General features: G+C 74.2%; 17 protein-coding genes. 12 read left to right on the plus strand and 5 right to left on the minus strand.

The genetic code is table 11. The features are described from left to right. Positions 1–72 precede the first annotated feature (72 nt). Together IE275_RS09665 and IE275_RS09670 are read right to left on the minus strand one after the other, a co-directional pair. Positions 73–1,332 (minus strand): serine/threonine-protein kinase, encoded by a 1,260-nt coding sequence (locus tag IE275_RS09665; protein ID WP_189709751.1) that lies wholly within the window; start codon positions 1,330–1,332, stop codon positions 73–75. Positions 1,333–1,498: 166 nt separating this feature from the next. Beyond that, positions 1,499–3,181: a serine/threonine-protein kinase gene (locus IE275_RS09670; RefSeq protein ID WP_189709753.1), complete on the minus strand. Its 1,683-nt coding sequence runs from the start codon at positions 3,179–3,181 to the stop codon at positions 1,499–1,501. Positions 3,182–3,577: 396 nt separating this feature from the next. Here IE275_RS09670 and IE275_RS09675 point away from each other — a divergent pair, with 396 nt between their 5' ends. From IE275_RS09675 to IE275_RS09715, 9 genes are all read left to right on the plus strand, one after another. Then, positions 3,578–7,084, plus strand: a complete 3,507-nt coding sequence (locus tag IE275_RS09675; RefSeq protein WP_189709885.1) for an FHA domain-containing protein — start codon at positions 3,578–3,580, stop codon at positions 7,082–7,084. A 183-nt stretch (positions 7,085–7,267) separates the two neighbouring features. Next, positions 7,268–8,647, plus strand: a complete 1,380-nt coding sequence (locus tag IE275_RS09680; RefSeq protein WP_189709755.1) for an ABC transporter substrate-binding protein — start codon at positions 7,268–7,270, stop codon at positions 8,645–8,647. Between the two features lie 7 nt (positions 8,648–8,654). Continuing rightward, a complete protein-coding gene (locus tag IE275_RS09685; RefSeq protein WP_189709757.1) occupies positions 8,655–9,980 on the plus strand; it encodes a carbohydrate ABC transporter permease in 1,326 nt (441 codons plus the stop codon). Next, the gene (locus IE275_RS09690; RefSeq protein ID WP_189709759.1) at positions 9,977–10,819 is read left to right on the plus strand and encodes a carbohydrate ABC transporter permease; all 843 of its coding nucleotides are present in this window, start codon (positions 9,977–9,979) and stop codon (positions 10,817–10,819) included. Before IE275_RS09685 ends, IE275_RS09690 begins: the two co-directional genes overlap by 4 nt. Before the next feature lie 160 nt (positions 10,820–10,979). Then, a complete protein-coding gene (locus tag IE275_RS09695; protein ID WP_189709761.1) occupies positions 10,980–13,235 on the plus strand; it encodes a bifunctional glycosyltransferase/CDP-glycerol:glycerophosphate glycerophosphotransferase in 2,256 nt (751 codons plus the stop codon). 136 nt (positions 13,236–13,371) lie between these two features. Next, positions 13,372–15,576, plus strand: a complete 2,205-nt coding sequence (locus tag IE275_RS09700; protein ID WP_189709764.1) for a bifunctional glycosyltransferase/CDP-glycerol:glycerophosphate glycerophosphotransferase — start codon at positions 13,372–13,374, stop codon at positions 15,574–15,576. Positions 15,577–15,584: 8 nt separating this feature from the next. Beyond that, on the plus strand, positions 15,585–17,801 hold the full coding sequence (locus IE275_RS09705; RefSeq protein WP_189709766.1) for a bifunctional glycosyltransferase/CDP-glycerol:glycerophosphate glycerophosphotransferase: 2,217 nt from the start codon (positions 15,585–15,587) through the stop codon (positions 17,799–17,801). Positions 17,802–17,863: 62 nt separating this feature from the next. Further along, positions 17,864–19,129 carry a glycosyltransferase family 39 protein gene (locus IE275_RS09710; protein ID WP_189709887.1) on the plus strand — a complete coding sequence of 422 codons (1,266 nt, stop codon included), beginning with the start codon at positions 17,864–17,866 and terminating at the stop codon, positions 19,127–19,129. A 97-nt stretch (positions 19,130–19,226) separates the two neighbouring features. Further along, entirely contained in the window at positions 19,227–20,789 is a 1,563-nt protein-coding gene (locus tag IE275_RS09715) for a hypothetical protein (RefSeq protein WP_189709768.1), read from the plus strand. Positions 20,790–20,827: 38 nt separating this feature from the next. On the opposite strand, the gene IE275_RS09720 is transcribed toward IE275_RS09715, so the two are convergent. Then, entirely contained in the window at positions 20,828–21,241 is a 414-nt protein-coding gene (locus IE275_RS09720) for an organic hydroperoxide resistance protein (protein WP_189709769.1), read from the minus strand. A 143-nt stretch (positions 21,242–21,384) separates the two neighbouring features. Between IE275_RS09720 and IE275_RS09725 the strand changes: the two genes are divergently transcribed. Then, positions 21,385–21,915 (plus strand): MarR family winged helix-turn-helix transcriptional regulator, encoded by a 531-nt coding sequence (locus IE275_RS09725; RefSeq protein ID WP_189709771.1) that lies wholly within the window; start codon positions 21,385–21,387, stop codon positions 21,913–21,915. On the opposite strand, the gene IE275_RS09730 is transcribed toward IE275_RS09725, so the two are convergent. Next, entirely contained in the window at positions 21,821–23,491 is a 1,671-nt protein-coding gene (locus IE275_RS09730; protein ID WP_308435641.1) for a glycosyltransferase family 39 protein, read from the minus strand. The two genes, IE275_RS09725 and IE275_RS09730, sit on opposite strands and share 95 nt — an antisense overlap. Positions 23,492–23,787: 296 nt before the next feature. On the opposite strand from IE275_RS09730, the gene galE reads away from it, so the two are divergent. Beyond that, positions 23,788–24,768 (plus strand): UDP-glucose 4-epimerase GalE, encoded by a 981-nt coding sequence (galE, locus tag IE275_RS09735; RefSeq protein WP_189709773.1) that lies wholly within the window; start codon positions 23,788–23,790, stop codon positions 24,766–24,768. 45 nt (positions 24,769–24,813) lie between these two features. After that, positions 24,814–25,818, plus strand: coding sequence for an ADP-ribosylglycohydrolase family protein (locus tag IE275_RS09740; RefSeq protein ID WP_189709775.1), 1,005 nt, complete (start codon positions 24,814–24,816; stop codon positions 25,816–25,818). Between the two features lie 38 nt (positions 25,819–25,856). Here IE275_RS09740 and IE275_RS09745 read toward each other — a convergent pair whose 3' ends face one another. Next, positions 25,857–26,501 carry a response regulator gene (locus IE275_RS09745; protein ID WP_189709777.1) on the minus strand — a complete coding sequence of 215 codons (645 nt, stop codon included), beginning with the start codon at positions 26,499–26,501 and terminating at the stop codon, positions 25,857–25,859. Positions 26,502–26,513: the final 12 nt, after the last annotated feature.

The following is a 26,513-nucleotide window of genomic DNA, read 5'->3' on the forward strand; positions in this document are numbered from 1 at the left end:
CAGCGTAACGGCTCCGCCAACCGACCAGCGCCGATGGTGGAACCTCCACCGACCTGTAGGGAAACCGGCAGGTCAGGGAGTTACGGGTGCGGAGGTCTCCGTGTCCTGCGGCGTCGCCCCCGCGTCGTCGCCGGACGTCGCCGCCCACGCCCCGATGCCGACCGCGGCCACCAGCGCCACCGCGGCGGCCCCCAGGGTGATCCGGCGCCGGCGGGTGGCCGGCCGGTTGCGCGCGGAGCCGGGACGCGGTGCCCCCGCGGCCCTCGGCACGCGTGCCGTCCCGTGCGCCCCGCCCGCCAGCTCGTCGGCCGCGGGCACCCTCATCGACGTATGGGTGTCGCGGTTGGAGTCCGGCTTGGCCCCGGGGACCAGCGGCACGGACCCCCGCCGCACCCGGTCGCCGGAGGGCGCCGGCGCCGCTGTGGCCGCCCCGGGCTCGCCCCCGCCGTCCCGCTCGGCCTCGGCCTCCGCCTCGGTCTCCGGCTCGTCCACGTCCAGCGGCGGCATCCCCGCCAGCGACGGCAGCTGCTCGCGCAGCCGGGACGCCAGCTCGGAGGCGCGCAGCCGGGACGCGGGCCCCTTCGCCAGACACTGCACGATCAGCTGCCACAGCTCGTCCGGGATGCCGGGCAGCGGCGCGACGGACTCCGTGACATGACGCCGCAGGACCGCGCCCGGGTGTCCGCCGCCGAACGGGGTGAAGCCCGCGAGCAGCTCGTACAGCACGGTCGCGAGGGCGTAGATGTCGACGGAGGCGCGCGGCGGCAGGCCCTCCACGATCTCGGGAGCCAGATAGTCCGGCGTGCCGATGATCTTCGTAGCGCGGGTCCGCTTCGGGGTGTCGATCAGCTTCGCGACGCCGAAGTCCGTCAGCAGCGCCCGGTGCGAGCCGCCGGGGCCCAGCGGGCCCTGCATGTCCAGCAGGACGTTCTCCGGCTTGACGTCGCGGTGGACGACGCCGGCCGCGTGCGCGGCGGCCAGCCCCTGCGCGACGTCCGCGACGATGGCCACCGCGGCCTCGGGCGAGAGCCGGCGGTCCCGGTCCAGCCGGGTGCGCAGGTCGGTGCCCCGGACGAGGTCCATGACGAGCGCCAGGTCGTTGCCGTCGACCACGAGGTCCCGTACGGAGACGACGTTCGGGTGCTCCAGGCCGAGCAGGGCGGTGCGCTCCTGCACGAAGCGGCCCACCAGCTCCTCGTCGGAGGCGAGGTCCTCGCGCAGCAGCTTGATGGCGACGGGCCCGTCCGGCCCCTCGCCCAGCCACACCGTGCCGGCGCTGCCCCGTCCCAGGATCTGGTGGGCGGTGTACCGGCTGCCGATCTTCCGTGCCAAGACTGCTCCTACAGACGCGTGTTGCCGACAAAAGTACGCGTCCGACGAGCCAACCTTCACCGCGGAGACGGAAATCACCCGCCAGATGTCGACAAGTGCACAAACTCGCGGTCAGGTTCGCCCTGCCGCGTCCGGTCCGTCCGTCCTGTCCGGCGCGCGACGGCGGTCAGGCGCCGGTCTCCGAGCCTCCCGAGCCCCCGCCCAGCTCACCGACCCAGTCCCCGACCTGGTCGAACCAGTGCCCGAGCTGACCCCACCAGCTCCGGCCGGTGCCGATCCACCCCTGGAGCGGGCTGAACTCCCAGATCATCCATCCCGCGACGAACAGGATGACGATCGTGAAGAGACACCCCTTCAGGCAGCCGAGCCCGGGGATCTTCATCGGGTTGGCACTGCGCTGCCTCGGCTCCCGGGGCTGGCGCGGCTCCGGCGCGGGCCGCTGCGGCTGCGGCTGGTGGCGCTGCTGCTGCTGCGGCTGGGGCGCGCCGTACCGCTGGGGCTGCTGCGGGGGCGCGTACTGCTGCTGGTGCTGGGGCTGCGGCTGGTACCCGTACCCGCCCTGCTGCTGCGGCTGCGGGCGCTGCGGCGGCTGCTGCTGCGGCCGGGAGACCTGCCGCTGCGGGCGGCGGCGCAGCGGGTCCTCGCCGGGGTCGAGGTACTGCTGGACCTGCGTCTGCTCGTTGCGGGCGCGGGCGCCCTGCATCTGGGACTGCCAGGGGTGCGGCTGCTCGGGCGGCGGCCCGCCCTGCTGTCCGGGCTGGTGCGGCGGCACCGGCGGCAGGACGGCCGTCGGGTCGCCGGCCCCCGCCGGGCCCGCGGTGTGCGGCAGGACGGCGGTGGCATCGGCCGCGCCGGCCGGGCCGCTGGTGTGCGGCAGGACGCTGGTCGCGGCGTTGGGGTCGTAGCCGCCCGCGGGGGCGCCCGGCACCTGCGCGGGCGTCGGGTCGGGGGCGAGGAGGTGGGCCACGCCGTCGGCGGCGGCGATCTGCATCGAGTTGGCGTGCACCCCGATGCCCTCGGCGACGATCCGCAGGCCGCGCCCGAGGTTCTCGGCGCTGGGCCGTTCGTCGGGGTTCTTGCGCAGACAGCGCTCGATGACCGTCCACAGCGGGTCGGGGACCGTGGAGGGGCGACGCGGCTCGGCGCTCAGGTGCTGGTGCAGCACTTCGAGGGCGGAGCCGCCGCCGAACGGGGGACGGCCGGTGACCAGCTCGTACAGCATGATGCCGGCGCCGTAGATGTCGACGGCGGAGGTCTGCGGGCGGCCCTCGGCGGACTCCGGGGCGACGTACGCGGGCGTGCCGACGAACTCGCTGGTGCGGGTCAGCCCCGGGGAGTCGGCCAGCCGGGCGATGCCGAAGTCGGTGAGCATCGGGTGCATCTGGCCGCCGTTCTGCATCAGCAGGACGTTGGCCGGCTTCAGGTCGCGGTGCACCACGCCGTCGGCGTGGCTGGCGGCGAGCGCGTCGGCGACCTGCGCGGTGAGCAGGGAGGCGGCGACGGGCGTCAGCGGGCCGTTCTCACGCAGATAGCGGTGCAGGTCGGGACCCTCGACGAGGTCCATGACCAGCGCCAGCAGATCGCCCTCGACGACCAGGTCGCGGACCCGGACGATGTTCGGATGGGTCAGGCGCAGCAGCACCGAGCGCTCCCGCAGGAAACGCATCACGATGTCCGGGTCGCTCGCGAGCTCCTCCTTGAGGACCTTGATCGCGACGGTCTCACCGGGCTGGCCGGGCACGGCCGCCTCGGCGCCCGCGGTCTCGCGCTGGCGGGCTCGCCAGACGGTGCCCGTGGCGCCGCGTCCGAGCGGCTCCTCGAGCAGGTACTTGCTGCCGACTGGCCGCACGTCACGCGCTCCCTGCTGCTTGCTTGCCTGTGTATCCGATGTTCCGACCCACTCTAGTGCCGTGGTACCCGGACCGGGCTGTCGTCTTCCTATGGTCCTTACGTAAGGTCACCCGCCCTTTCTCGACCTGGTTCGGGTCTGTTCGGGCGTGTTCGCTGGGAAGACGCCCGACCCGGTCCCTTGGTTGCCGAAGCCGGGCGTGACCGATCTCAACTGATCGCCGACGAGGCAATGGTCAGGCACTTTTGCGGGCAGAGCCGACCAATCAAGATCACTTGTCACCGGGTGGTGGGCACGTTGTCCGCGACAGGTGCGAGGATGCCTGGAGTACTGGCCGATGTGCTCGTGTGGTGTGGGGGGAAGTCCGCGCCCGCGCAGAAGGGACAGCTGACGGCGATGCAGATCCGGCTGACCGTCGTAGACCCGACGGGCCCGCTCTCCCCCACGTCCGGCTCGGCTCCCGCGGGGGGACCTCCGGCGCGCGGTCGGGCCGCGAGCTGCGACGTGCTGGTCACGGCGCCCGCCGGCACGGCCCTGGCCGCGGTGGCGCCCGCCCTGGCCGCGGCGGTCTCCGGCGAGAGCACCGGCGGCGCGCCCGTCGTCCTGTACGCGGGCGCGGAGCGGCTCGACAGCCAGCGCTGCACGCTCGGCGAGCCCCCGCTGATCGACGGCGCCGTACTGGCCGTGGGCGCCCCCGCCGACCCCGAACCGCACCCGGAGGTCGACGACGCCCCGGCCCGCCTGGACGTGGTCGCGGGTCCGGACGCGGGCGGGGTCCATCTGCTGCACGGCGGCCAGGTCCGCGTCGGCCGCTCCGCCGACGCCGATGTCCCGCTCGACGACCCGGACGTCTCCCGGCTGCACTGCGCGGTGACGCTCTCCCCCGACGGCCGGGTCACGGTCGCCGACCTCGGCTCCACCAACGGCACCACCCTCGACGGCACCCGCGTCCAGACCCGCCCGGTCCGCCTCGCCCCCGGCGCCCTGCTGCGCCTCGGCGAGTCCGCCCTGCGGCTGGCCCCGCCCGGCGGCCCGGGAGCCCGCGTGGCGACCACCCCGGACGGCGAGGGCCATGTCCGGGTGCCGTGCGGCGGGACACCGGCCGAGCGGACGCCCCCCTCCTCGCCCCCGGCCCACGCGGCGGCCCCCCGGACCGGCACGCCCCCCACCGCACCCACCGCTCCCACCACCCACGCCTACGGCACGGCCGACCTCGGCGGCTCCCCGGCCGCCCGCCGGGGGTCCGCCCACGCGAGCGGGGCCGAGCGTGGGGGAGGCCGCGCCGCCGGGCCCGACTCCGGCTCCGCGTCCGGGCCGGGACCCTTCGCCGGCCCGGAGACGTCCCTGGTGCCGGGCCAGGGCGGCGCGCCGCGCATCGAGAACCACCGGAGCACGGGCGAGCGGGGCCACCCGGCCGACCCGCGGCGCCGCGGCGCCCCGGGGGCGGCCGGCCACGACACCCACGCCGGCCGCACCGGCGCCGGCTCCTTCACGACGCCGTACGACGACGTCCGCGGCCCGCACACCGCGCCCGCCCCACGCGATACCCCGCACCCCGCCGCTCCCCACGACGGAGCCGACCCCGACGCCCCGGACGCCGGCCGCCGCGGGGGAACGCCCCCGGGCGGTACCCACATACCGCCCGGCGAGCGCAAACGCGGCGGTCTCTCCGCCTGGGCGCGCCGGCTGACCGGCGGACGCGGCGGCACGGGGAGCCCGGCCGGCCACACGACCCACGACGAGAACGCGCCCGGGCCCGAACCGTCGGCCGCCCCGGCCCCCGCGCCGGACACCTGGCCCGACCCGGCCGCCCTGCTGCTGACCGCGCTGGGCCCGGGCCCCCGGCTGTGGGAGCGCGCCCCGGGTCACCCGGAGGCGCTCACGGTGCGGCTCGGCACGGCGGACCGGTCGGCGCCCGACGGCTCGGGCCTGCTGCCCGCCGTCCCGGTGACGGCGGATCTGCGGGAGGTCGGGGCGCTGGGCCTGGCCGGACCGCGCCCGCGGCTGTCGGGGCTGGCCCGCGCGGTACTGGCGCAGCTCGCCGCGCTGCACTCGCCGGACGCCCTGGAGATCGTCCTGATCAGCACGGACCGCGCGCGTTCCGAGCAGGAGCGCACCGCCGAGTGGTCCTGGCTGGGCTGGCTCCCCCATGTGCGCCCGGGACACGGCCAGGACTGCCGGCTGCTGCTCGCCTTCGACCGCGACCAGGCCGCGGCCCGCGCCGACGAACTGGTCCGCCGTCTGGAGGACCAGCTGCCGGCCGACGGTGCCCCGGACGCCGCCCACCGGCCCTCCTGGGCCCTCCCCGACGACACCGCGGACGGCTTCCCCGGTCCGTGCACCGTGCTCGTGGTGGACGGCGACCCGGGCGCGGCCGACCTGCGGGACACGGTGGCCCGGCTGGCCGTGGCCGGTCCGCGGGCCGGCATCCATGTGCTGTACCTGGCGGAGACGCCCGCCGGCTCCCCCGCCGCCCCGGTGGCCGCGACGTACGAGGCGGCCTGCGCGGCGGCGCCCGCGTTCCGCGCGTGCGGGGCGGTCGCGCTGCTCAGCGGCGATGTGGCGACCGCGCTGCGACTGCTGCGGGTCGCGCCCGTGAACGACGGCTCGGCCGGTCCCGTGGGCCGGGGCACCCTGGCCGCCGTGGACGCGGTCTCCCCGGCCTGGGCCGAGCGGTTCGCCCGGGCCCTCGCCCCGCTGCGTCCGGACGGCGGCGGCGGTGAGCGGCCCACGCGTGTGTCGGCGCCGCTGCCCCAGTCGTCCCGGCTGCTCGACGAGCTGGGCCTGGCGCGAGCGACGCCCGCCTCCCTGATGGCCCGCTGGGCGGACGCGGCCGACGACACCGAGGCGCTCGGCGGGCGGGCCTGGGCGGTGCTCGGCGCGGGGCCGCGCGGCCCGGTCGCGGTGGACCTCACCGCCGAGGGCCCCCATCTGCTGATCGAGGGGCCGCCCGGCAGCGGGCGCACCGAACTGCTGCGGGCGGTCGTCGCCTCGCTGGCGGCCGCCGAGCGGCCCGACCGGCTGGGCATCGTCCTGATGGACGGCAGGGACACGACCGGCCAGGGCACCGGCGGCCACGGCGACGGGCTGCGGGTCTGTACCGACGTCCCGCATGTCACCACGCATCTGACCGGCAACGACCCGGTCCGGATGCGGGAGTTCGCGCAGTCGCTGAGCGCGGAGCTGAAGCGGCGGGCCGAGTTGCTGGGGCGGGTCGACTTCGCCGAGTGGCACACGCATCGCGCGGTGTCGGGCCGGATCGTTCCGCAGCGCGGCCCGCACGGACCGGCGTCGGGCACGGGCGGCGCCGCCGACATAGACGCCCCGCCCAGCTCCACGATCCGGCTGCGGCCCTCGGCGGCGGCCCGTCAGCGGACCGAGGCGGCGCCCCCGTTGCCCCGCCTGGTGGTGGTCGTGGACGACCTGGACGCGCTCGTCTCCCCCGCGCTCGGCTCGCCCGGCCGGCCCGCCGCGGGGTCCGTGATGCGCGCGCTGGAGGCGGTGGCCCGGGAGGGCGACCGGCTCGGTGTGCACCTGGTGGCGGCGGCCGGACCCGGGGGCCGGACGGCGGAGTCCGAGCCGGCTCGCCGGTCCACCGTGCGCATCACGCTGGAGCCGCCGGGTTCGGGCGCGGACGAACCGGCGCCGGGCCGCGGCCGGCTCAAGGGCGCCGACGGACGCCTCACGCCGTTCCAGGGCGGCCGGGTGACGGGCCGTATCCCCCGTACGGCGACCCTGCGGCCGACGGTGGTGCCGCTGGAGTGGCAGCGGATGGGCGACCCGCCCACCCGCAGGCCGGTGCGGGAGCTGGGCAACGGCCCCACCGATCTGGCCCTGTTGGCGAGCGCGCTGGAGCGGGCGGCCCGGGAGGTGGCGGCGGCCGAGGTGCCGTCGCTGCTCTGACGGCGGCGCCCCCCGCCGCGCCGAGCGCGCGGCTCTCGCCACGTTCCTGGCCTGGAGTCACGACGCGGTCACGATCGCCCGCTGGACACCGTACGCGTACTTGCCGACCCCGGGGACCCGGCGTAGACCAGAGCGCACGGGACAGCGCTCGGACGTTCGACGAGGACGAAGAACGGGGCAGTGATGCGCAGGACGAGCAACGCGAACCGGACACGCAGGACCGTGAAAGCAGCCGCCGCGCTCCTGACGGGAGCCCTCGCGCTCTCGCTCACCGCGTGCGGCGGCGACGACGACAAGAGCGGCGGCGACAAGAGCACCGGGCCGAAGGAGTCCGGCAGTGCTCTCACCCTCCCCGAGCTGAACGGCACGACCCTGGAGGTCGCCGCCGTCTGGACCGGCCCGGAACAGGCCAACTTCAAGAAGGTGCTGGCCGAGTTCGAGAAGCGCACCGGCGCGAAGGTGACCTTCGTGCCCGCGCAGGACCCGATCATCAACTTCCTCGGGTCGAAGATCGCGGGCGGTCAGCCGCCGGACGTGGCGATGCTTCCGCAGCCGGGCGCGATCAAGCAGGCCGTGGACAAGAAGTGGGCCAAGCCGCTCGGCGCCGAGGCCCTGAAGGAACTGCGCAAGAACTACTCCCAGGGCTGGCAGGACATCGGCAAGGTCGGCGGCGAGCAGTACGGCGTCTACTACAAGGCCGCCAACAAGTCCCTGGTCTGGTACAACGCCACGGTCTTCGAGAACGCGGGCGCGAGCGAACCGGGCACGTGGGACGAGCTGCTGTCGACCGCTCAGACGGTCTACGACTCGGGCGTCACCCCGTTCTCGATCCCGGGCGCGGACGGCTGGCCGCTGACCGACTGGTTCGAGAACGTGTACCTCTCCCAGGCGGGCCCCGAGAAGTACGACCAGTTGGCGAAGCACGAGATCAAGTGGACGGATCCGACGGTCAAGGAGGCCCTGACCACGCTCGCCGAGATCTGGGGCAAGAAGGACTACGTGGCGGGCGGCGCCGACGGCGCGCTCCAGACGCAGTTCCCGAACTCGGTCACCCAGACCTTCACCGGCGGCGACCAGCCCAAGGCGGCGATGGTCTACGAGGGCGACTTCGTGCAGGTCAACATCGCGCAGACGGACGCGAAGATCGGCACGGACGCGAAGGTGTTCCCGTTCCCGAAGGTCGGCGACACCGCGCCGGTGGTCTCCGGCGGGGACGCGGCGGTCGTGCTGAAGGACTCCGAGGGCGCGCAGGCGCTGGCGACCTTCCTGGCCTCGCCGGACGCGGCGGAGATCCAGGCGAAGCTGGGCGGCTATCTCTCGCCCAACAAGAACGTCGACGTCTCCGTGTATCCGAACGACGTCCAGCGCACGATCGCAAAGGCGCTGATCGCGGCCGGTGACGACTTCCGCTTCGACATGTCCGACCAGGCCCCGCAGGCGTTCGGCGGCACGCCCGGCAAGGGCGAGTGGAAGGATCTCCAGGACTTCCTGAAGAACCCGTCGGACGTGGCCGGCATCCAGAAGAAACTGGAGTCGGACGCGGCGGCGGCCTACGGGAACTGACCCGGACATGCAGTCGGCCACGGGGGCCGCGAAGGCCCCCCGGCACAGGAGCGTGACCGGCACCCGCAAGACCGTGGCAGCGCTGTTCCTGCTGCCCGCCCTGGTGCTGCTGGGCGCGCTCGTGGTCTACCCCATCGGGTACTCGGTCGTGCGCAGCTTCTACGACCAGTCGGGCGACGGCTTCGCGGGCGTCGACAACTACCAAGCCCTGTTCACCGACGACGGCATCCGCACCGCGCTGAAGAACAACGTGATCTGGGTGGTGTTCGCGCCGACGGTCGCGACCGCGCTCGGTCTGATCTTCGCGGTGCTGACCGAACGGGTGCGCTGGGGCACGGCGTTCAAGCTGGTCGTCTTCATGCCGATGGCCATCTCGATGCTCGCCGCCGGGATCATCTTCCGGCTGGTCTACGACCAGGACCCGGACAAGGGCGTCGCGAACGCGGTGTGGGTGGGCGTGCACGACACGTTCGCGGAGTCGTCGGCGTTCCCGAAGGCGCACCCGGGCCGGAAGTCGCCCCTGGTCGCCGAGAACGGCGGGTTCGTCACCGGCGCGACCGTCCGGGCCGGCGACCCGGTCGCGCTGCCGTTGGTCGGGGTCGCCCCCGACCAGCTGCCGGACGGCGCGAAGCGGGCCGTGGCGGCCCGCGCCGAGCCGGGCAAGGTCACCGGCACCACCTGGCAGGACTTCACCCGCGGCAAGGGCGTCGGCACCCTCGGCGCCCCCGACCCCGACGAGCTCGGGTACGCCGGGATGCGGATCGAGGCGGTCGAGGACGGCAAGGTGGTCGCGTCGACGAAGGCCTCGGCCGACGGCACCTTCACCCTGCCGGCCTCGGCCGACGGGGCTCGGCTCCGGCTGCCCGCGAGCAACTTCACGGAGCCGTACAACGGCCTGGACTGGCTGGGCCCGTCCCTGGTCACGCCGGCGATCATCGGCTCGTACATCTGGATGTGGGCCGGGTTCGCGATGGTGCTGATCGCGGCGGGGCTGGCCGGGATGCCGCGTGAGCTGCTGGAGGCGGCGCGCGTGGACGGGGCGAACGAGTGGCAGGTGTTCCGCCGGGTCACGGTGCCGCTGCTCGCGCCGGTGCTCGCGGTCGTCGCCGTCACGCTGATGATCAATGTGCTGAAGGTCTTCGACCTGGTGTTCATCATCGCGCCGGGCTCCTCGCAGGACGACGCGAACGTGCTGGCGCTGGAGCTGTACCGCAAGGGCTTCGCCGAGGACCAGCCGGGCGTCGCGAGCGCGATCGCGGTGTTCCTGCTGCTGCTGGTGATCCCGGTGATGTGGTTCAACGTGCGCCGGCTGAGGCGGGAGGTGCGGCGATGAGGGCGTGGCTGACCGACAAGGTCAACGGCGGTCTGGTCCGGGTGTTCCTGATCGTCGTCGGCCTGTTCTGGCTGGTGCCGACCGTGGGTCTGCTCGTCTCCTCCCTGCGCTCGCCCGAGGACATGAACGCGAGCGGCTGGTGGAAGGTGTTCAGCGAGCCCTCCCAGCTCACCGTCGACAGCTACCGGAAGCTGCTGGAGAACGGCGACATCACCGACTCCCTCCTCAACACGGTGCTGATCACCGTGCCGGCGACGGTCCTGGTCGTCGTCATCGGCTCGCTCGCCGGGTACGCGTTCGCGTGGATGGAGTTCCCGGGCCGGGACTGGTGGTTCCTCGCCGTGGTGGGCCTGCTGGTCGTGCCCGTGCAGGTGGCGCTGATCCCGATCGCCGAACTGTTCGGCCGGCTCGGCCTGTTCGGCTCCACGCTGGGGGTGATCCTGTTCCACGTCGGGTTCGGGCTGCCGTTCGCGGTGTTCCTGCTGCGGAACTTCTTCGCGGAGATCCCCCGGGAACTGCTGGAGGCGGCCCGGCTGGACGGGGCGGGTGAACTGCGGCTGTTCTTCCGGGTCGTGATGCCGCTGGGCGGGCCGGCCATCGCCAGCCTGGGCATCTTCCAGTTCCTGTGGGTGTGGAACGACATGCTGGTGGCACTGGTGTTCACCGACGCCGACAGCCAGCCGATCACGGTCGCCCTCCAGACACAGGTACGCCAGTTCGGCAACAACATCGACGTGCTGGCGCCGGGCGCGTTCATCTCGATGGTGATCCCGCTGGCCGTGTTCTTCGCGTTCCAGCGGCAGTTCGTGTCCGGGGTGATGGCCGGAGCCGTCAAATAGGCGGCGCGGGCCATCAGCAACGACGTGAGGGGCGGGCCGGACACCGGTCCGCCCCCACGAGTTCACCGCATGTCCCCCGAATGCCGTACGAACCGTAACCAACTCACTCCATCGGCCGTTCCCGGGCAAGGCCCTGCCCGTGCCGACCCATGGATGCCCCTTGCCCAGGTTCAGTGTCATCGTCCCCGTGTACAAGGTTCAGGCGTATCTGCACGAGTGCCTCGAATCCGTGCTGTCCCAGTCGTACGGCGATCTCGAACTGATCGTGGTCGACGACCGTTCGCCGGACACCTGCGGCGAGATCATCGACGAGTTCGCCGCCCGGGACACGCGGGTGCGGGCCGTGCGGCTGCCGGAGAACGTGGGCCTGGGCCGGGCACGCAACGCGGGCACGGCCCGGGCGACCGGCGACTACCTGGTGTTCCTGGACTCCGACGACACCCTCACCCCGGACGCGCTGCGCGCGATGGCCGACCGGCTGAAGGAGACCGGAGACCCGGACGTCCTGGTCTACGACTACGCGCGCACCTACTGGGACGGCCGGGCGGAGCGCAACAAGGTGGCCGAGCAGCTGACCGAGCAGGGCCCGGCGCCGTTCCGGCTGGCGGACCGCCCGGGGCTGCTGCGGGTGCTGATGGTGGCCTGGAACAAGGCGGTCCGCCGGGAGTTCGCCGAGCACGCCCGGCTGACGTTCCCGCCGGGCTACTACGAGGACACCCCGTGGACGTACCCGGCGCTGATGGCCGCCGAGTCGATCGCGACCCTCGACCGGGTGTGCGTGCACTACCGCCAGCGCCGCCGGGGGAACATCCTCTCCACCACCAGCCGCCGCCACTTCGACGTCTTCGACCAGTACGACCGGGTCTTCGCGTACATCGCGGACCGGCCCGGACTCGTCCGGTGGCGGCCGGTGCTGTTCCGCCGCATGATCGACCACTTCACCACGATCTTCGCCAAGCAGGACCGTCTGCCGCGCGACTCACGCGCCGAGTTCCTGCGCCGGGCCCGCGCCCACTACCGCCGCTACCGCACGCCCGGCGTCCCGGTCCCGCTGCGGGCCCGGATCCGGCACACCCTGGTCCACCTGGGCCTTCAGCGCACCTACCGGACCCTCCAGGCGGGCACGACCCTGCGCCGCCGGGTGCTGAAGCACACCGCGAAGCTGAGCCGCGCACTGCGGGCGGCGCTGCTCCAGACGCACTACCGGGTGCAGCTGCGGCTGCCGCTGCGCGCCGACCGCGCGGTCTTCGGGGCGTACTGGGGGCGCGGGCACGGCTGCAACCCGGGGGCGCTGGAGGCCGCGTTCCGCACGTTCGCCCCGCAGGTGCGGACGGCGTGGATCGCCGCACCGGAGCACCAGCACACCGTCCCCCCGGGCCCGCGCCCGATCGCCCCCGGCACGGCCGCGTACTGGACGGCGCTGGCGCGCTCCAAGTACCTGGTCAACAACGTCAACTTCGACCGCAGGCTGGTGAAGCGCCCCGGCCAGGTCCTGGTGCAGACCCAGCACGGCACGCCCCTCAAGCGCATGGGCCTCGACCTCCAGGAGCGCCCCGCGGCCGCCCGCGACACGGACTTCGCCGAGCTGCTGCGGGGCGTCGACAAGTGGGACTACCTGCTGTCGGCCAACCGCCACACCACCCTGACCTGGGAGCGGGTCTACCCCGGCGGCTACGAGATCCTGGAGTACGGCTACCCGCGCAACGACGTCTTCCAGCGGGCGACCCCGGCCGACGTGGCCCGGCTGCGCGAGTCCCTCGGCATCCCCCGCGACACCGTCGCGATCCTCTACGCCCCCACCCACCGCGACTACCGGCGCACCCAGAGCTGCCCCCTGGACCTGGAGCGGGTGCTGCGCCGGCTGGGCCCCCGGTTCGTGGTGCTGGCCCGCGGCCACTACTGGCAGGGCGCCCCGCTGACCCGCCGGGCCCCGGGCATCATCGACGTCAGCGGCCACCCGAGCGTGGAGTCCCTCTGCCTCGCCTCGGACGCGCTGGTCTCCGACTACTCGTCGATCATGTTCGACTACGCCAACCTGGACCGCCCGATCGTCGTCCACTCGAGCGACCGGGAGGCGTACGAGGCGGCCCGCGGCACCTACTTCGACGTGCGGGACTTCCCGCCGGGCGCGATCGCGCGCAGCGAGGACGAGCTGATCGACATCTTCGCCACCGGGCACTGGCGCGGCTCCCGCTCGGCCCAGCTGCGGGCCTCCTTCCGCGAGCGGTTCTGCCTATACGACGACGGGCGGGTCGCGGAGCGCGTGGTGCGCCGGGTGGTGCTGGGCGAGACCGAGCTGCCGCCGGTGGTGCCGCTCGACGAGCGGCGGCCGGTGCCGTCGGCGACGGACGCGCGTTCCCCGCTCGCCACCGTCCCGCAACCTTCCGGCTCGCTCCCCGTCACCGACAGCCTCTGAAAGCCGTTTGCCCTTCCGGGAGTTCCCATGCCCACCGGCTCGTCGCGGCCCACCCCGACCCGGCCGTCCACCTGGCGGCCGGCGGGACGCCCCGGCCGTACGGCCTGAACAGCAGCAGCGACAGAGAAAGAGCAGCATGCCCCGCTTCAGCATCATCGTCCCGTCCCATGGGGTCGCCGGCCGGCTGTCCCTGGCGCTGGACTCCGTCCTCGCCCAGTCCTTCGGCGACTTCGAGCTGATCCCGGTCTGCGACGCGCCCGAGGTGCCGGCGGCCGCCGTGGCCGCCGGGTACGCCGAACGGGACTCGCGGGTGCGGCCGGTACACTCGCCGCCGTCGGCGGGCCTGGCCGGGGCGCGCAACCGCGGGCTGCGGGCGGCGACCGGCGCGTATCTGCTGTTCCTCGACGGCGACGACCGTCTCGCCCCGGGCGCCCTGACGGCCCTGGACGCCCGGCTGACCGCGACGGGCGACGTCGACGTCCTGCACGTCGAGCACGAGCGCACCCCCTGGTGGGAGGGCGAGCCGACCAACCCGGCCGCCCCGCTGCTGGCGAAGACCCCGAAGGGCGCGTTCTCCCCCGTCGAGGCACCGCAGCTGACCGGCGTCCAGCTGCCCGCGTGGAGCGCCGTCTACCGGCGCGCCTTCCTCGCCGAGCACGGACTGGTCTTCCCCGAGGGCCACTACACCGACCTCGGCTTCGGCGGCCTGACCGCCCTGCACGCCACCCGGATCGCGGTGCTGCGCACGGTCGTCGTACGGCATCTGCTGCGGCGGCAGGGCAGCCGGCTGAACCTGCCGGGCGAGCACCACACCGAACTGCTCGACCGCGTGGCGGAGTTGCTGACCCGGGCGGCCGAGCTGGAGGTGTCCGCCGAGCGGGCGGGGGCGCTGTTCGAGCAGCTCTTCGGCGCCGTCCTCAAGACGGCCGCGCACCCGGCCCGGCTGCCGGGACGCCGGCGGCGGGCCTTCTTCCGCCGGGCGGGGAAGCTGTACCGGCGGCACCGCCCGGCGGGTCTGCGCAGGCCGGGCGGGAGTCTCGGGGTGCAGCACCGGCTGCTGGCGGCGGGGGCGTACGCGGCGTTCCGGGCGCTGCGGGGCGCCAACCGGTCGGTGTCGGCCGCCGCCCTGCGGGTCCCGCGCCCCCGGGGGCTGCGCACCCGCCTGTTCTACCGGCGCCAGCTGCGCCGCCGGGTCGACCCGGGCCTCGCGGTGTTCTGCGCCTATTGGGGGCGCGGGTACGCGTGCAGTCCGGCCGCGATCCACGCCAAGGCGGCCGAACTGGCCCCGCACATCCGGTCGGTGTTCCTGGTCGAGCCCGACCAGGCGCACGCGATGCCGGAGGGGATCGACCACGCCGTCATCGGCAGCCGCCGCTACTGGCAGGTGCTGGCCCGCGCCAAGTACCTCGTCAACAACGCCAACTTCGCGGAGGGCGTGGTCAAGCGGGCGGGCAGTGTTCATGTGCAGACCCAGCACGGCACCCCGCTGAAGAAGATGGGCGTCGACCAGTCGACGTACCCGGTGGTGGCCGCCGCGACCGGTTCCTTCACCAAGCTGCTCGGCCGCGTGGACCGCTGGGACTACAACCTCTCCTCCAACACCCACTCCACACAGATGTGGGAGCGCGCCTTCCCGGGCCGGTACGAGCACCTGGAGTACGGCTATCCGCGCAACGACGTCTTCTACACGGCGACGGCGGACGACGTGTCCCGGATCCGGCGGGAGCTGGGCGTGCCGCAGGGCAGCACGGCCGTCCTGTACGCGCCCACCCACCGGGACTACCAGAACGGTTTCGAGACCGGCCCGGACCTGGAGGCCTTCTGCGCGGCGGCCGGCGAGAACGTCGTCGTCCTGCTGCGGGCCCACTACTTCTACGACCGGGGCACCCGGCGCGGCAGCGGCCGGATCATCGACGTCACCGCCCACCGCTCCTCCGAGGACGTCTGTCTGGCAGCCGACGCGCTGATCACCGACTACTCGTCGATCATGTTCGACTACGCCAACCTGGACCGTCCGATCGTGGTGTACGCCGACGACTGGGACGTCTACACCGAGACCCGGGGCGTGTACTTCGACCTGATGGCGGCCCCGCCGGGCCCGGTCGCCCGGACGCCCGAGGAGCTGGCGCGCGTCTTCGCCGACGGCTCGTACGCCTCGGCCGGGTCCCAGGATCTGCGGGCCGCCTTCCGGTCCCGTTTCTGCCAGTTCGACGACGGCCGGGCCGCGGAGCGCGTGGTGCGCCGGGTGCTGCTCGGCGAGCCCCCGGAGGCGATCCCGCCCGTGCGGCCGCTCGCCGAGCGCGTCCCGGCCCCCGCCGCCTCCACCCTCGTAAGGAGCTGACCCCAGCAGTGCCCCGCTTCAGCATCATCGTGCCCTGTTTCAAGGTGCAGGGCTTCCTGCGCGAGTGTCTCGACTCGCTCCTCGCGCAGTCCTACCGGGACTTCGAGGTGATCGCCGTCGACGACCGCTCGCCCGACGGCTGCGGCGCGATCCTCGACGAGTTCGCGGCCCGCGACGCGCGCGTGCGGGTGCTGCACCTGCCGGAGAACGTCGGTCTGGGCCGCGCCCGCAACGCGGGCATGCCGCACGCCACCGGCGACTATCTGTTCTTCCTCGACAGCGACGACACCCTCACCCCGGGCGCGCTGCGGGCGAGCGCCGACCGGCTGGCGGAGGCCGGCGACCCGGACGTGCTGGTCTTCGACTACGCGCGCACCCACTGGTGGGGCGGCACCCGCCGCAACGCCCTCGCGCACATCCTGGCCGACGTCGGGGACGGCACGTTCACGGCCGCCGAGCGTCCGGAGATCCTCGATCTGCTGATGGTCGTGTGGAACAAGGTCTACCGCCGGGACTTCGTCGAGGAGAACGGCTTCGCCTTCCCGCCCGGCTACTACGAGGACACTCCCTGGACGTTCCCGGTCATGCTGAGCGCGCGGCGGATCGCCACCCTGGACCGGATCTGTCTGAACTACCGCCAGCGCCGCCAGGGCAACATCCTGTCCACCACCAGCCGCAAGCACTTCGACATCCACGACCAGTACGAGCGGGTCTTCACCTTCGTCGCATCCCGCCCGGAACTCGACGGATGGCGGCCCTATCTGCACCGCAAGATGGGCGAGCACTGCCTGGACATCCTCGCCAAGCCGGACCGGCTGCCGCCGTCGGACAAGGGCGAGTTCTTCCGCCGTACGGTCGAGATGTTCCGCGCGTACCGGCCCGCCGGCGAGCCGGTGCCCGCCGAGCTGAAGGTCCTGGAGGGCGGCTGGGCCGCCTACCGCGTGCGGCGCCAGGGCGGGCGGGCCGGACGCGAACTCCTGCGGCGCGGCGGGCTGGTGCGCAGGGCGGCCGGGGGGCGCGTGCGCCGGGCCGCGGACGCGGTGAGCGCGCGCCGGCCACTGGACCCGCGGCTCGTCGTGTACTCGGCGTTCTCGCACCGGGGCGTGCTCGGCGATCCCGGCGCGGTCTACCGCAAGGCCCGGGAGATCGCCCCGCAGCTGCGCGGGGTGTGGGTGGTACGGGACGAGGAGACGGCCGCGGGGCTCCCGGACGACGTCGAGCGGGTGCTCCTCGACTCCCCGGAGTACCGGCGGGTCACCGCGCGGGCCGGTTTCTTCGTCAACAACGTCAACTGGCCGGGCACGCTCACCAAGCGCCCCGGCAGCGTCCATGTGCACACCCATCAGGGCACCCCGCTGAAGTACATGGCCGCCGACCTGCTGGAGCGGCCCGGCGGCCGGTTCGGCGTGGACGTGCCGCAGATGCTGCGCCGCGCCGACCGCTGGGACTTCAGCCTGGTCGCCAACCGGCACTCGGAGCTGGTGTGGGAGCGGGCCTACCCGTGCCACTTCACCTCGGCGCGGACCGGGAGCCCGCGCAACGACGTCCTGGTGACCGCGGACGCGCGGGCGACGGCCGCGGCCCGCTCCCGGCTGGGCGTGCCGGACGGCCGCACCGTGGTGCTGTACGCGCCGACCCGCCGCGAGTACGTGCGCGGCGGGCACGCCGAGCGGATCGACCTGGCCCGCCTCGCCGCGGACCTCGGCGAGGACCACACCCTCGTCGTCCGCCTCCACCCGTCCCTGGCGACCGGGCCGGCGCGCGGGGCGGGCCTGGCGGACCTGCACCGGCGCGGCGTGCTGATCGACGCGACCGACGAACCGCACGTCGAGGAGGTGATGCTGGCCTCGGACCTGCTGGTCACCGACTACTCGGCCCTGATGTTCGACTACGCCAACCTGGACCGGCCCATCGTCGTGCACGCCGACGACTGGAACGCGTACACGGCCAGCCGGGGCACCTACTTCGACATCACCGCCGAGCCGCCCGGCCAGGTCTCGCGCAGCTACCGCGAACTGGCCTGGCTGCTGGCCTCCGGCGGCTGGCGCGACGAGGACTCCACCCGCCTGCGGACCGCGTTCCGGCAGCGGTTCTGCGCGTACGACGACGGCCGGGCCGCCGAGCGGGTCGTACGGCGGCTGCTGCTGGGCGAGGACCCGGGGGAGCCGTCCCCGGTGTCGGTGCCCGGGCCGGCGGCGGGGCACGACCTGCTCGCGTCCACATGAGCGTCCGCGGGACCTTCGCCCGGCGTCGGCCGTCGTGGGCCCGGTCGCGGACGGGCTGCTGGGTGCTGGTCCTGGCCGCCGTGTTCGCGCTGCTCCAGCTCGCGAACGTCACCGGCCGGGACACCCCGGACACCAAGAACTATCTGTCGTACGCGCTGAGCCTGCGCGGGGACGGCAAGCGGGAGGCGGCGGCCGCGACCATCGACTACGCCTGTGCGGGCGGCGCGGCGATCGCCGCGCGCCGGCAGAGTGTGGACGTGGTGCGCTTCCACCTGCCCGATCCGAGCCACCGGGTCATGGCCGAGTGCCGGGCGCGGGAGTGGCGGAACGTGGAGGCGCGGCTGCGGGCGGGGCAGACCGGCGGGCACACGGTGCCGTTCATGCCGGAGCGCTTCATGCGGATCTTCGAGGTGCGGCCCGGCTATCCGCTGTTCCTGGTGCCGTTCGTCACGCTGTTCGGGGCGACCTGGGGACTGTGGCTGGCCGGGGTCGTGGTGACGGTGGCGGGCGGGGTGCTGGTCTTCCTGATCCTGCGCACCCTGCGCGCTCCGGCGCCGCTGTGTCTGACCGGGCAGGCCCTGTATCTGGTGCTGCCGTGCGGGACGACCGCGATGCGGCCGATGACCGAGGGCCTGATGCTGGCGCTGACCCTGGCCGCGCTGTGGGGGTGCGCGCTGGCGCTGGAGGACGGGCGGGTGCGCGCGGGTGCCTGGCTGGTGGTTGGTTCGCTGGCCGCGCTGTTCACGGTCAAGCACTCGCAGGCGCTGTTCCTCGGGCTGTGCCTGGCGGTCGCGGGCTCCCTGGTCGCCCTGCGACGCCTGCGGCGCGGGCGGGCGGCGGGGCGCGGGCCCGCGGTGCTGGCCGTCGCCGGGTGCTGTGGGGTGCTGGGGACCATGCTGCTGTCGCGGCTGCTGCACTATCCGGCGGAGTCCGAGAGCCTCCAGGATCTGCTGACCCATCACTTCGCCCGGCCGGACCGCACGCGCGCGTGGCCGGAGTTCCTGCATCTCCAGGTCAACTTCTGGTGGGAGTGGCTGCGCCGGCAGCTGTGGGAGCCGCTGTTCGTGGCGGCGCTGGCGGCCGGGGCGTGGGGGGCGCTGGCGCGGGGCCGGCGGCGGGCGTTCGGGGTGTTCGTGGTGGCGGCCGCGTGCACCGGGATCCTCACCCAGGCCGGGCATCCGGACATGGGCATCTGGGGTGGCCGGCTGATCGTGCTGGCCTGGCTGCTGCCGGTGCTGGGGGTGCCGCTGCTGCTGGAGCCCGTGGTGCGCGGGCAGGTGGTGCTGCCCGCGCAGGAGGGGTCCGATCGGGCTCACTCGATGAGGTGACCTCCGGCAAGGCCGTTGACCTGGGCGGGAAGATACGGCCAATGCTGCACCTTATGTGCCTTTTTACCCCGTTCGGCCGTCTCCGTGGTGTGGCCCGGTGAGCGTCGGTGTCCTGACCCGGCGGGCCGTGCGCGGCGCCACGGCCCTGCACGGCGGGCGGACCTGGCGGCCGAGCCCGTACCAGGTCTTCGGCTTCCTGTTCTGGCTGATGATGGCACTGGCGTACTGGCGGGTGCCGCCGTGCTGCGACGCCGGCCAGCACGCGGCGGTCGTGGAGCGCCTGAAGGACCGGCTGCTGCGGCCGCTGCACCCGATGGCCGACCTGCCGGGCGCCGGCAGCCCCTACTACTCGCCGTACGCGGTGGCCGAGGGCGCGTTCGCCCGGCTGACCGGACTGAGCGGCTGGGGGGTGCTGCGGGTCGCCGGGCCGGTGAACCTGGTGGTGCTGCTGACCGGCATCGGCCGTTTCGTCCGGATGCTGACGCCCCGGCCGTGGGCGCCGGTACTGGCACTGGCCACGATGACCCTGCTGTGGGGCACCGAGCGCGCCTGGTGGAGCGGCTATCTGGGCCTGATGTCGATGACCGGCAACCTCGCCTACCCGTCCACCTTCGCCATCGGGCTCACCTTCTGGGCATGGGCGCTGACGGGGGCCCGCGCGCGGGACGGGCGCCGGGTGCGGTTCGTCGGCCCGAGCGGGCTGCGCGGCTTCACCGGGTACGCGGGGCTGGGCACGCTGTACGGGCTGATCCTGCTGGTGCATCCCATCACCGCGGTGGCGGCCCTGACCGGGGCGCTCGCCCTCGTCGCGGGGTGGCAGCGCGGGCAGCGGGGGCAGCGGGCGGCGGTGCTCGGCCGGTGGGCGACGACGGGCGCGACGGCGCTGCTGGTGGCCTGGTCCTGGCCGTACTTCGACGTGTTCGCGCTGGCCGGGGACGGCAGCGTGGACGCGATGCACCGACGGCTGTACTACAGCCCGGTCGGCCACTTCTGGCTGGCCCTGCTGGGCCTGCCGGCCCTGTGGGCGCGGGCGCGGCGCTCGCGGCGCGATCCCCTGGTGCTGATGTTCGCCCTGGACTGCCTGGTGGTGGGGTACGGCTTCGTCAGCGGCCACTACACCTACGGGCGGATCCTGGGCCTGACCCTGGTCCCGGCCCAGTTCGCGCTCGCGGTGGAACTGGCGGCGCCCCGGCCCTGGCGGGCGCGGCGACGGATCCTGGGGGTGCTCGCGGCGGGCGGGGCGTGTCTGGGGCTGCTGACCGTGCAGGCGGGGGCGGTCGTGCCGCGCGCGCTGGATCCGGTCGGCTTCGACCAGCCGCCGCGCTGGCCGTCGTACGACTGGGCCGCGCGGCACATCGAGCCCGGGGAGGTGGTGGTCACCGACGGGTACTACGCCGTCCATGCCATCGCCGGGTACGGGCCGAATCTCGCGGTGCCGGCCTGGCCGGACGCGGCGCTGGACGAGCGGGAGCGGCTGCGGGGGCGCGCGGAGATCCGCGCCTACCTCTCCCCCGGCTCGACCCGCGCCGAGCGGACGGCGATCGCTCGCCGCTACCGCATCCGCTGGCTGCTGCTCACGCGCTGGCACCCGGTGCCCGAGGAGGCCGTGGTGGTGGCGTGGAGCCGACGGACGGGGGAGGTGCTGGCGCGGGTCGGGTGAGGGCTCCGGAGAGCTGCTCGTCGACGAGCCCCGGAGGGTTACTCGATGACGAGGTCGACCTCGATGTTGCCGCGGGTGGCGTTGGAGTAGGGGCACACCTGGTGGGCGGCCTCGACCAGCTTGCGGCCGGTCGCCTCGTCGAGGGTGTCGGGCAGCTCGACGCGCAGCGAGACCTTCAGGCCGAAGCCCTCGCCCTGCTTGCCTATGCCGACCTCGGCGGTCACGGCGGCGTCGCTGACGTCGACCTTCGCCTGGCGGCCGACGAGACCGAGAGCGCTGCCGAAACAGGCCGCGTAACCGGCGGCGAACAGCTGCTCCGGGTTGGTGCCCTGCCCGTTGCCGCCCAGCTCCACCGGCATGGCGAGCGCGAGGTCGATCTTGCCGTCGTTGCTGACGGCACGGCCCTCACGGCCGTGGGTGGCGGTGGCGACTGCGGTGTAGAGCGCGTCCATGGATGAACCATCCCTCTCGGAAGTCGTGTGCGGGGGGTGGCCGGCCCTCGCGCTTCTCGCGTCCGGACCGCCTCACGAGGAAGATTAGAGCACACAATTCAGTTGTGCACAACTAAATGGTCCGCCAGAGCTATCCTGGAGACATGACGCCCACGACCGCCCCTGGAACCCCTGCGGAGGACTGGCTCCGCCTGGACCGCCAGATCTGTTTCTCCCTGCACGCCGCCTCGCGCGCCTTCAACGGCGTGTACCGCGTGCTCCTCAAGGACCTCGGGCTGACCTACCCCCAGTACCTGGTGATGCTGGTGCTGTGGGAGCACGGCGACCTGCCCGTGAAGAAGCTCGGCGAGCACCTGCGGCTGGACTCCGGCACGCTCTCCCCGCTGCTCAAGCGGCTGGAGGCGGCCGGGCTGGTGCGCCGGGAGCGCAGCGCCCGCGACGAGCGCTCGGTGGAGATCCGGCTCACCGAGGACGGGCTCGCGCTGCGCGAGCGCGCCCTTCGGGTACCGCGCCGAATCGGTTCGGCGACGGGCTTCGATCTCGCGGAGATCAGCGCGCTGCGCGAGCGCCTCGACCAGCTCACCTCGGCGCTGGACGCGGCGGCGCTGGACGCGGGGGCACTGGAGGACGAGCCCGGGTACGAGGGGCCGGCCGAGGGGCCCGGGTGCCGGTAGGGACGCGGGGGCCGGTGGTGCCTGTAGGGACGCGGGCGCCCTCGGGACGGCGTTTCGCGTAGAGGCGCAGCATCACGCCGTCCCGCACGAACTCCCGGCGCGGCTCGTACGGCACGAACCTCTCCCCCACCACCGTGAGTTTGACCCGCTCGGTCGGGTTGCGCGGATACCAGGGCGAGCGCAGGGCGTACGGCTCGGCGACCAGCCAGAGCCGGTCCAGCGTGAGCAGCCGGCGGCGCAGCTCACGGGCGCCGGTCTCCCGGCCGTACAGCGTGCCGGAGGCGGGTCCGGGGGTGCGCAGGGCGATGTCCCGCACGCCCCGAAAGCCCTCCGGGTGCGACAGCGCCGCACGCCGTCCGATCGACGGCAGGAACACCACCGCGTCCCCGGGGCGCAGCTCGCGGGCGGCGAGCGCGGAGACGGCGGCCAGGCTGTCGGGGCGGGTGAGGAGGGTGCGGTCCTGGCGGTGCAGGGGCAGTTGATGGGTGAACGCGAGGGCGACGGCGAGAGTTCCCGCGAGCGGGACCAGGGGCGAGCCGGCCCGGCAAGGGGCCGATCCCGGTCCCGGCAGGACCGCTCCCGCCGCCCGCAGCAGCCGGTCCGCCCCCGCCGCCACCAGCAGCGGCGCCCCCGCGAGGGCGTACAGCACGTACCGGTCGTCGTACATCGGACGCACCTGGGAGACGGCGAGCAGGGCGAGCGGAGGGAGGGCCATGAGCGGCAGGGCCACCGACGTGACCGACGGCGCCCTCCGGGAGCGCGGCGGCACGGCCACGGCCGCGAGCAGCAGGCACGCCCAGAGGACCGGTCCGCCCTGCCCCAGGAAGGCGCGCAGCAGCCGCTCCGCGCTGCCCGGTCCCGGCCGGGGCAGCCAGGCGATCTGACCGGCCTGGGCGCGTGACACGAGCGCGAGCGGGAGCAGCGCCGCCAGGGCGGCCCCGGCGGCGCCCGCCCATCCCCGCCAGGTGCGCCGCGCCACGCGCGCGTGGGCGAGCGTCACGGCGTGCGCGAGCAACGCCGGCACCGCCAGCTCGTGCAGCAGACAGGTCAGGGTGACGACGACGCCGTACGGCCACCAGGAGCGCCGGCCGTCGAGCGCCCGCACCAGCAGCAGGGTCGCCGCGGTCGCACCGGCGCCGACCAGGGCGTAGGAGCGGCCCTCCTGCGCGTAGTGGCCCGCCAGCGGGGTCGCCGCGTACAGCAGGCCCGCCCACAGGCCGACCCGGGGCCGGGCCAGCCGTACGCCGAGGGCCGCGATCAGGCCCGCGGTGGCGGCGGCCGCGCCGACGGACGGCAGGCGCAGGGCGACCTCGTCGGCGCGGACGGCGAGGACCGGGTGCATCAGGAGGTAATAGAGGCCGTGCACCGCGTCCACGCCGTGCAGCAGCCGCCAGATCTGCGGCACCGAGCGCCGCGCGACCTGGAGGGTGACGTCCTCGTCCCGCCAGGTCCCGCCGCGGTCCAGGCCCCACAGGCCGAGCGCGAGCATGACGACGACCGGGACGGCCACGGCGACGGGGGCGGCCGGGGCGACGCGGGTGCCGCGGCCGGACGGGAGCGAGCGCTGATACACCACACCGGGATTCTGTGCCGGGAGAACGCCCCTATCGCTGATTGACGTCCTGTCGGGGCTTGACCATGGTGCGACCGGATGATGATCGGCATGTCCGACGGCATGACGAACGGCATGACGACGGCCGTTCCGCGGCGGGTGCGCGGAGTTGTCCACAGGCCCTGCGCGAGAGTCAGGCGCCTGCTTCACTATGAGTCGACTTCATTGCGGGTGATTGTCCGCTGACGGGCGATCACTGGTGAAACGCACCATCATGGGCCGACGGGCGACAGGCCGACGGACAAGGGGGAGATCACGACATGACCTGGCTGATCACGGGCGGCGCCGGCTACATCGGGGCGCACGTCGTACGGGCGATGACCGAGGCGGGCGAGCGCGCCGTCGTCTACGACGACCTGTCCACGGGCATCGCCGAGCGGATCCCGGCCGGGGTGCCGCTGGTGGTGGGCTCCACGCTGGACGGGGAGCGGGTGGCGCGCACGCTCGCCGAGCACGCGGTCACCGGTGTGATCCACCTGGCGGCGAAGAAGCAGGTCGGCGAGTCGGTGGAGCTGCCCCTGCACTACTACCGGGAGAACGTGGAGGGGCTGCGGGTCCTGCTGGAGGCCGTGACGGACGCCGGGGTGACGTCCTTCGTGTTCTCCTCCTCCGCCGCCGTGTACGGCATGCCGGACGTCGAGCTGGTCACGGAGGAGACGCCGTGCGTGCCGATGTCGCCCTACGGCGAGACGAAGCTGGCGGGCGAGTGGCTGGTCCGGGCGACCGGCCGGGCGACGGGCCTGTCCACGGCCTCGCTGCGCTACTTCAACGTGGCCGGCGCGGCCACCCCCGAGCTGGCGGACGTCGGTGTCTTCAACCTCGTCCCGATGGTCTTCGAGCGGCTCACGGAGAAGGCGCCGCCGCGCATCTTCGGCGACGACTACCCGACGCCCGACGGCACCTGCGTCCGGGACTACATCCACGTCGTCGACCTGGCCGAGGCCCATGTGGCCGCCGCGCACGCCCTCCAGACCTCCCCGGGGCACGACCTGACCCTCAACATCGGCCGCGGGGAAGGCGTTTCGGTGCGGGAGATGATCGACCGCGTCAACGCCGTCACCGGGTACGACCGGCCGCCGACGGTCAGCCCGCGCCGCCCCGGCGACCCGGCCCGCGTGGTCGCCTCGGCCGACCGCATCACCACCCACCTGGGCTGGAAGGCCAGACACGACGTCCAGGACATGATCGCCTCCGCCTGGGAGGGGTGGGTGCGGCTGCATCCGGGAGCGGCCCGGGTGTAGGGCCAGGAGCCGCTGTCCACGGGCGGGGCCTCGTAGGCTGCCGGGATGACCGGACACGGACGCGCCGCCGCCGACGTACCCGACCCTGCCGTCACCCCTGCCCTCGCCCCTCCCGTCGCCTCTGCCGCCGACCGTGCCATCGGCTGTGTCGTCGGTTCCGCCGTGGGTGACGCGCTGGGCGCTCCCTTCGAGTTCGGGCCCGCAGGGGCCTTCTCCGCGCGCTTCCCGGCCCCGGGGCACGGCGGCGAGATGTGCGGAGGCGGCGGCTGGGACCCGGGCGAGGCGACCGACGACACGCAGATGGCCGTACTCGTCGGGGAGTCGCTGCTGGAGTGCGGCGGCCTGGAACCGGCGGACGTCTTCCGCCGGTTCCGGCGCTGGGCGGCGGCCGACCCGAAGGACATCGGCCTCCAGACGGAGGCGGTGCTGGGCAGCGGCGACCCCTGGGACACGGCGGCCGCGCTGCACTTCCAGGTCAGCCAACGGGCGGCGGGCAACGGCGCCCTGATGAGGGCCGCCACGTCCGCCGTCCGCTTCGCGCCGCACGGCCCCGCCGCCACCCTGGACGCGGGGCGCCGGCTCGCCGCGCTCACCCACGGCGACCGCGCGGCCTGGGAGGGCACGGCCCTGTTCCACGAACTGGTCCGCACCGCACTGACCGGCGCCGACCCGCTGGCCGCGCTGCCGGCCGCCCTCGCCGAGGTCGACCCGGCGCACCGCGCGCGCTACGCGACCGTGCTGGCCGCCGACTGGGATCCCGACCTGGCCACCGAGTTCAACGGCGCGGTCTGGCCGTGCCTGGGGTCCGCCGTCTGGGCGCTGCGGACGACGTCCTCGTACGAGGAGGCCGTGCGCGCCGCCGTCGACCTGGGCGGCGACACGGACACCGTCGCGGCGGTCACCGGCGGGCTCGCCGGGGCCGTGTACGGGGCCGACGCGGTCCCCGAGCGCTGGACGGCCGCCCTGCACGTACCGCTGCCGGGCTTCGGCGACCGCGTCCTGCGGCTGGCCGAACTGACCGCCCTCGCGGTCGAACTGGCCGCAGGCTGACCGGACCGCCGGACCGCCGGCCCGCGCGGGGCGGCGGCCTATGCGTTGTTCAGGTACGCGAGCACTGCCAGCACCCGCCGGTGCCCGCTGTCGCTCGGCGGCAGGCCCAGCTTCAGGAAGACGTTCCCGATGTGCTTGCTGACCGAGCGCTCGGTGATGACGAGGGTGGTGGCGATGGTGGTGTTGTCGCGGCCCTCTGCCATCAGTTCGAGCACCTCGCGCTCGCGCGGGGTGAGCGAGTCCAGGGGCGAGTCGCGGCGGCGGGTCAGCAGTTCCGTGACGACCTCGGGGTCGAGGGCCGTGCCGCCGCCGGCCACCCGTTCCAGTGCGCCGAGGAACTCGTCGACCCGGCCCACCCGGTCCTTCAGCAGATACCCGACGCCGCTCGCCCCGCCGCCGAGCAGCTCGGCCGCGTAGGACTCCTCGACGTACTGCGACAGCACCAGCACCGGCAGCGCCGGGATCTTCTCGCGGGCCTCCAGGGCGGCGCGCAGTCCCTCGTCCCGGAACCCGGGCGGCATCCGTACGTCGAGGACGGCCACGTCCGGCCGGTGCTCCAGCAGGGCGGGCAGGATCTCGGGCCCGGAGCCGGCGACGGCCACCACCTCGTGCCCGGCCGACCTCAGCAACAGGACGAGCCCCTCCCTGAGCAGGGCGTTGTCCTCGGCCAGCACGACCCTCATGCCATCACGCCC

The sequence above is a fragment of the Streptomyces phaeofaciens genome (assembly GCF_014648915.1).
GTDB lineage: Bacteria > Actinomycetota > Actinomycetes > Streptomycetales > Streptomycetaceae > Streptomyces > Streptomyces phaeofaciens.

What these genes read in the sequence shown, in the direction of transcription:
- IE275_RS09685 (WP_189709757.1), top strand. Translation starts at nt 8,655, where the DNA reads ATGCAGTCGGCCACGGGGGCCGCGAAGGCCCCCCGGCACAGGAGCGTG.
- IE275_RS09700 (WP_189709764.1), top strand. Translation starts at nt 13,372, where the DNA reads ATGCCCCGCTTCAGCATCATCGTCCCGTCCCATGGGGTCGCCGGCCGG.
- IE275_RS09690 (WP_189709759.1), top strand. Translation starts at nt 9,977, where the DNA reads ATGAGGGCGTGGCTGACCGACAAGGTCAACGGCGGTCTGGTCCGGGTG.
- IE275_RS09680 (WP_189709755.1), top strand. Translation starts at nt 7,268, where the DNA reads ATGCGCAGGACGAGCAACGCGAACCGGACACGCAGGACCGTGAAAGCA.
- IE275_RS09745 (WP_189709777.1), bottom strand. Translation starts at nt 26,501, where the DNA reads ATGAGGGTCGTGCTGGCCGAGGACAACGCCCTGCTCAGGGAGGGGCTC.
- IE275_RS09675 (WP_189709885.1), top strand. Translation starts at nt 3,578, where the DNA reads ATGCAGATCCGGCTGACCGTCGTAGACCCGACGGGCCCGCTCTCCCCC.
- galE (WP_189709773.1), top strand. Translation starts at nt 23,788, where the DNA reads ATGACCTGGCTGATCACGGGCGGCGCCGGCTACATCGGGGCGCACGTC.
- IE275_RS09725 (WP_189709771.1), top strand. Translation starts at nt 21,385, where the DNA reads ATGACGCCCACGACCGCCCCTGGAACCCCTGCGGAGGACTGGCTCCGC.
- IE275_RS09720 (WP_189709769.1), bottom strand. Translation starts at nt 21,241, where the DNA reads ATGGACGCGCTCTACACCGCAGTCGCCACCGCCACCCACGGCCGTGAG.
- IE275_RS09740 (WP_189709775.1), top strand. Translation starts at nt 24,814, where the DNA reads ATGACCGGACACGGACGCGCCGCCGCCGACGTACCCGACCCTGCCGTC.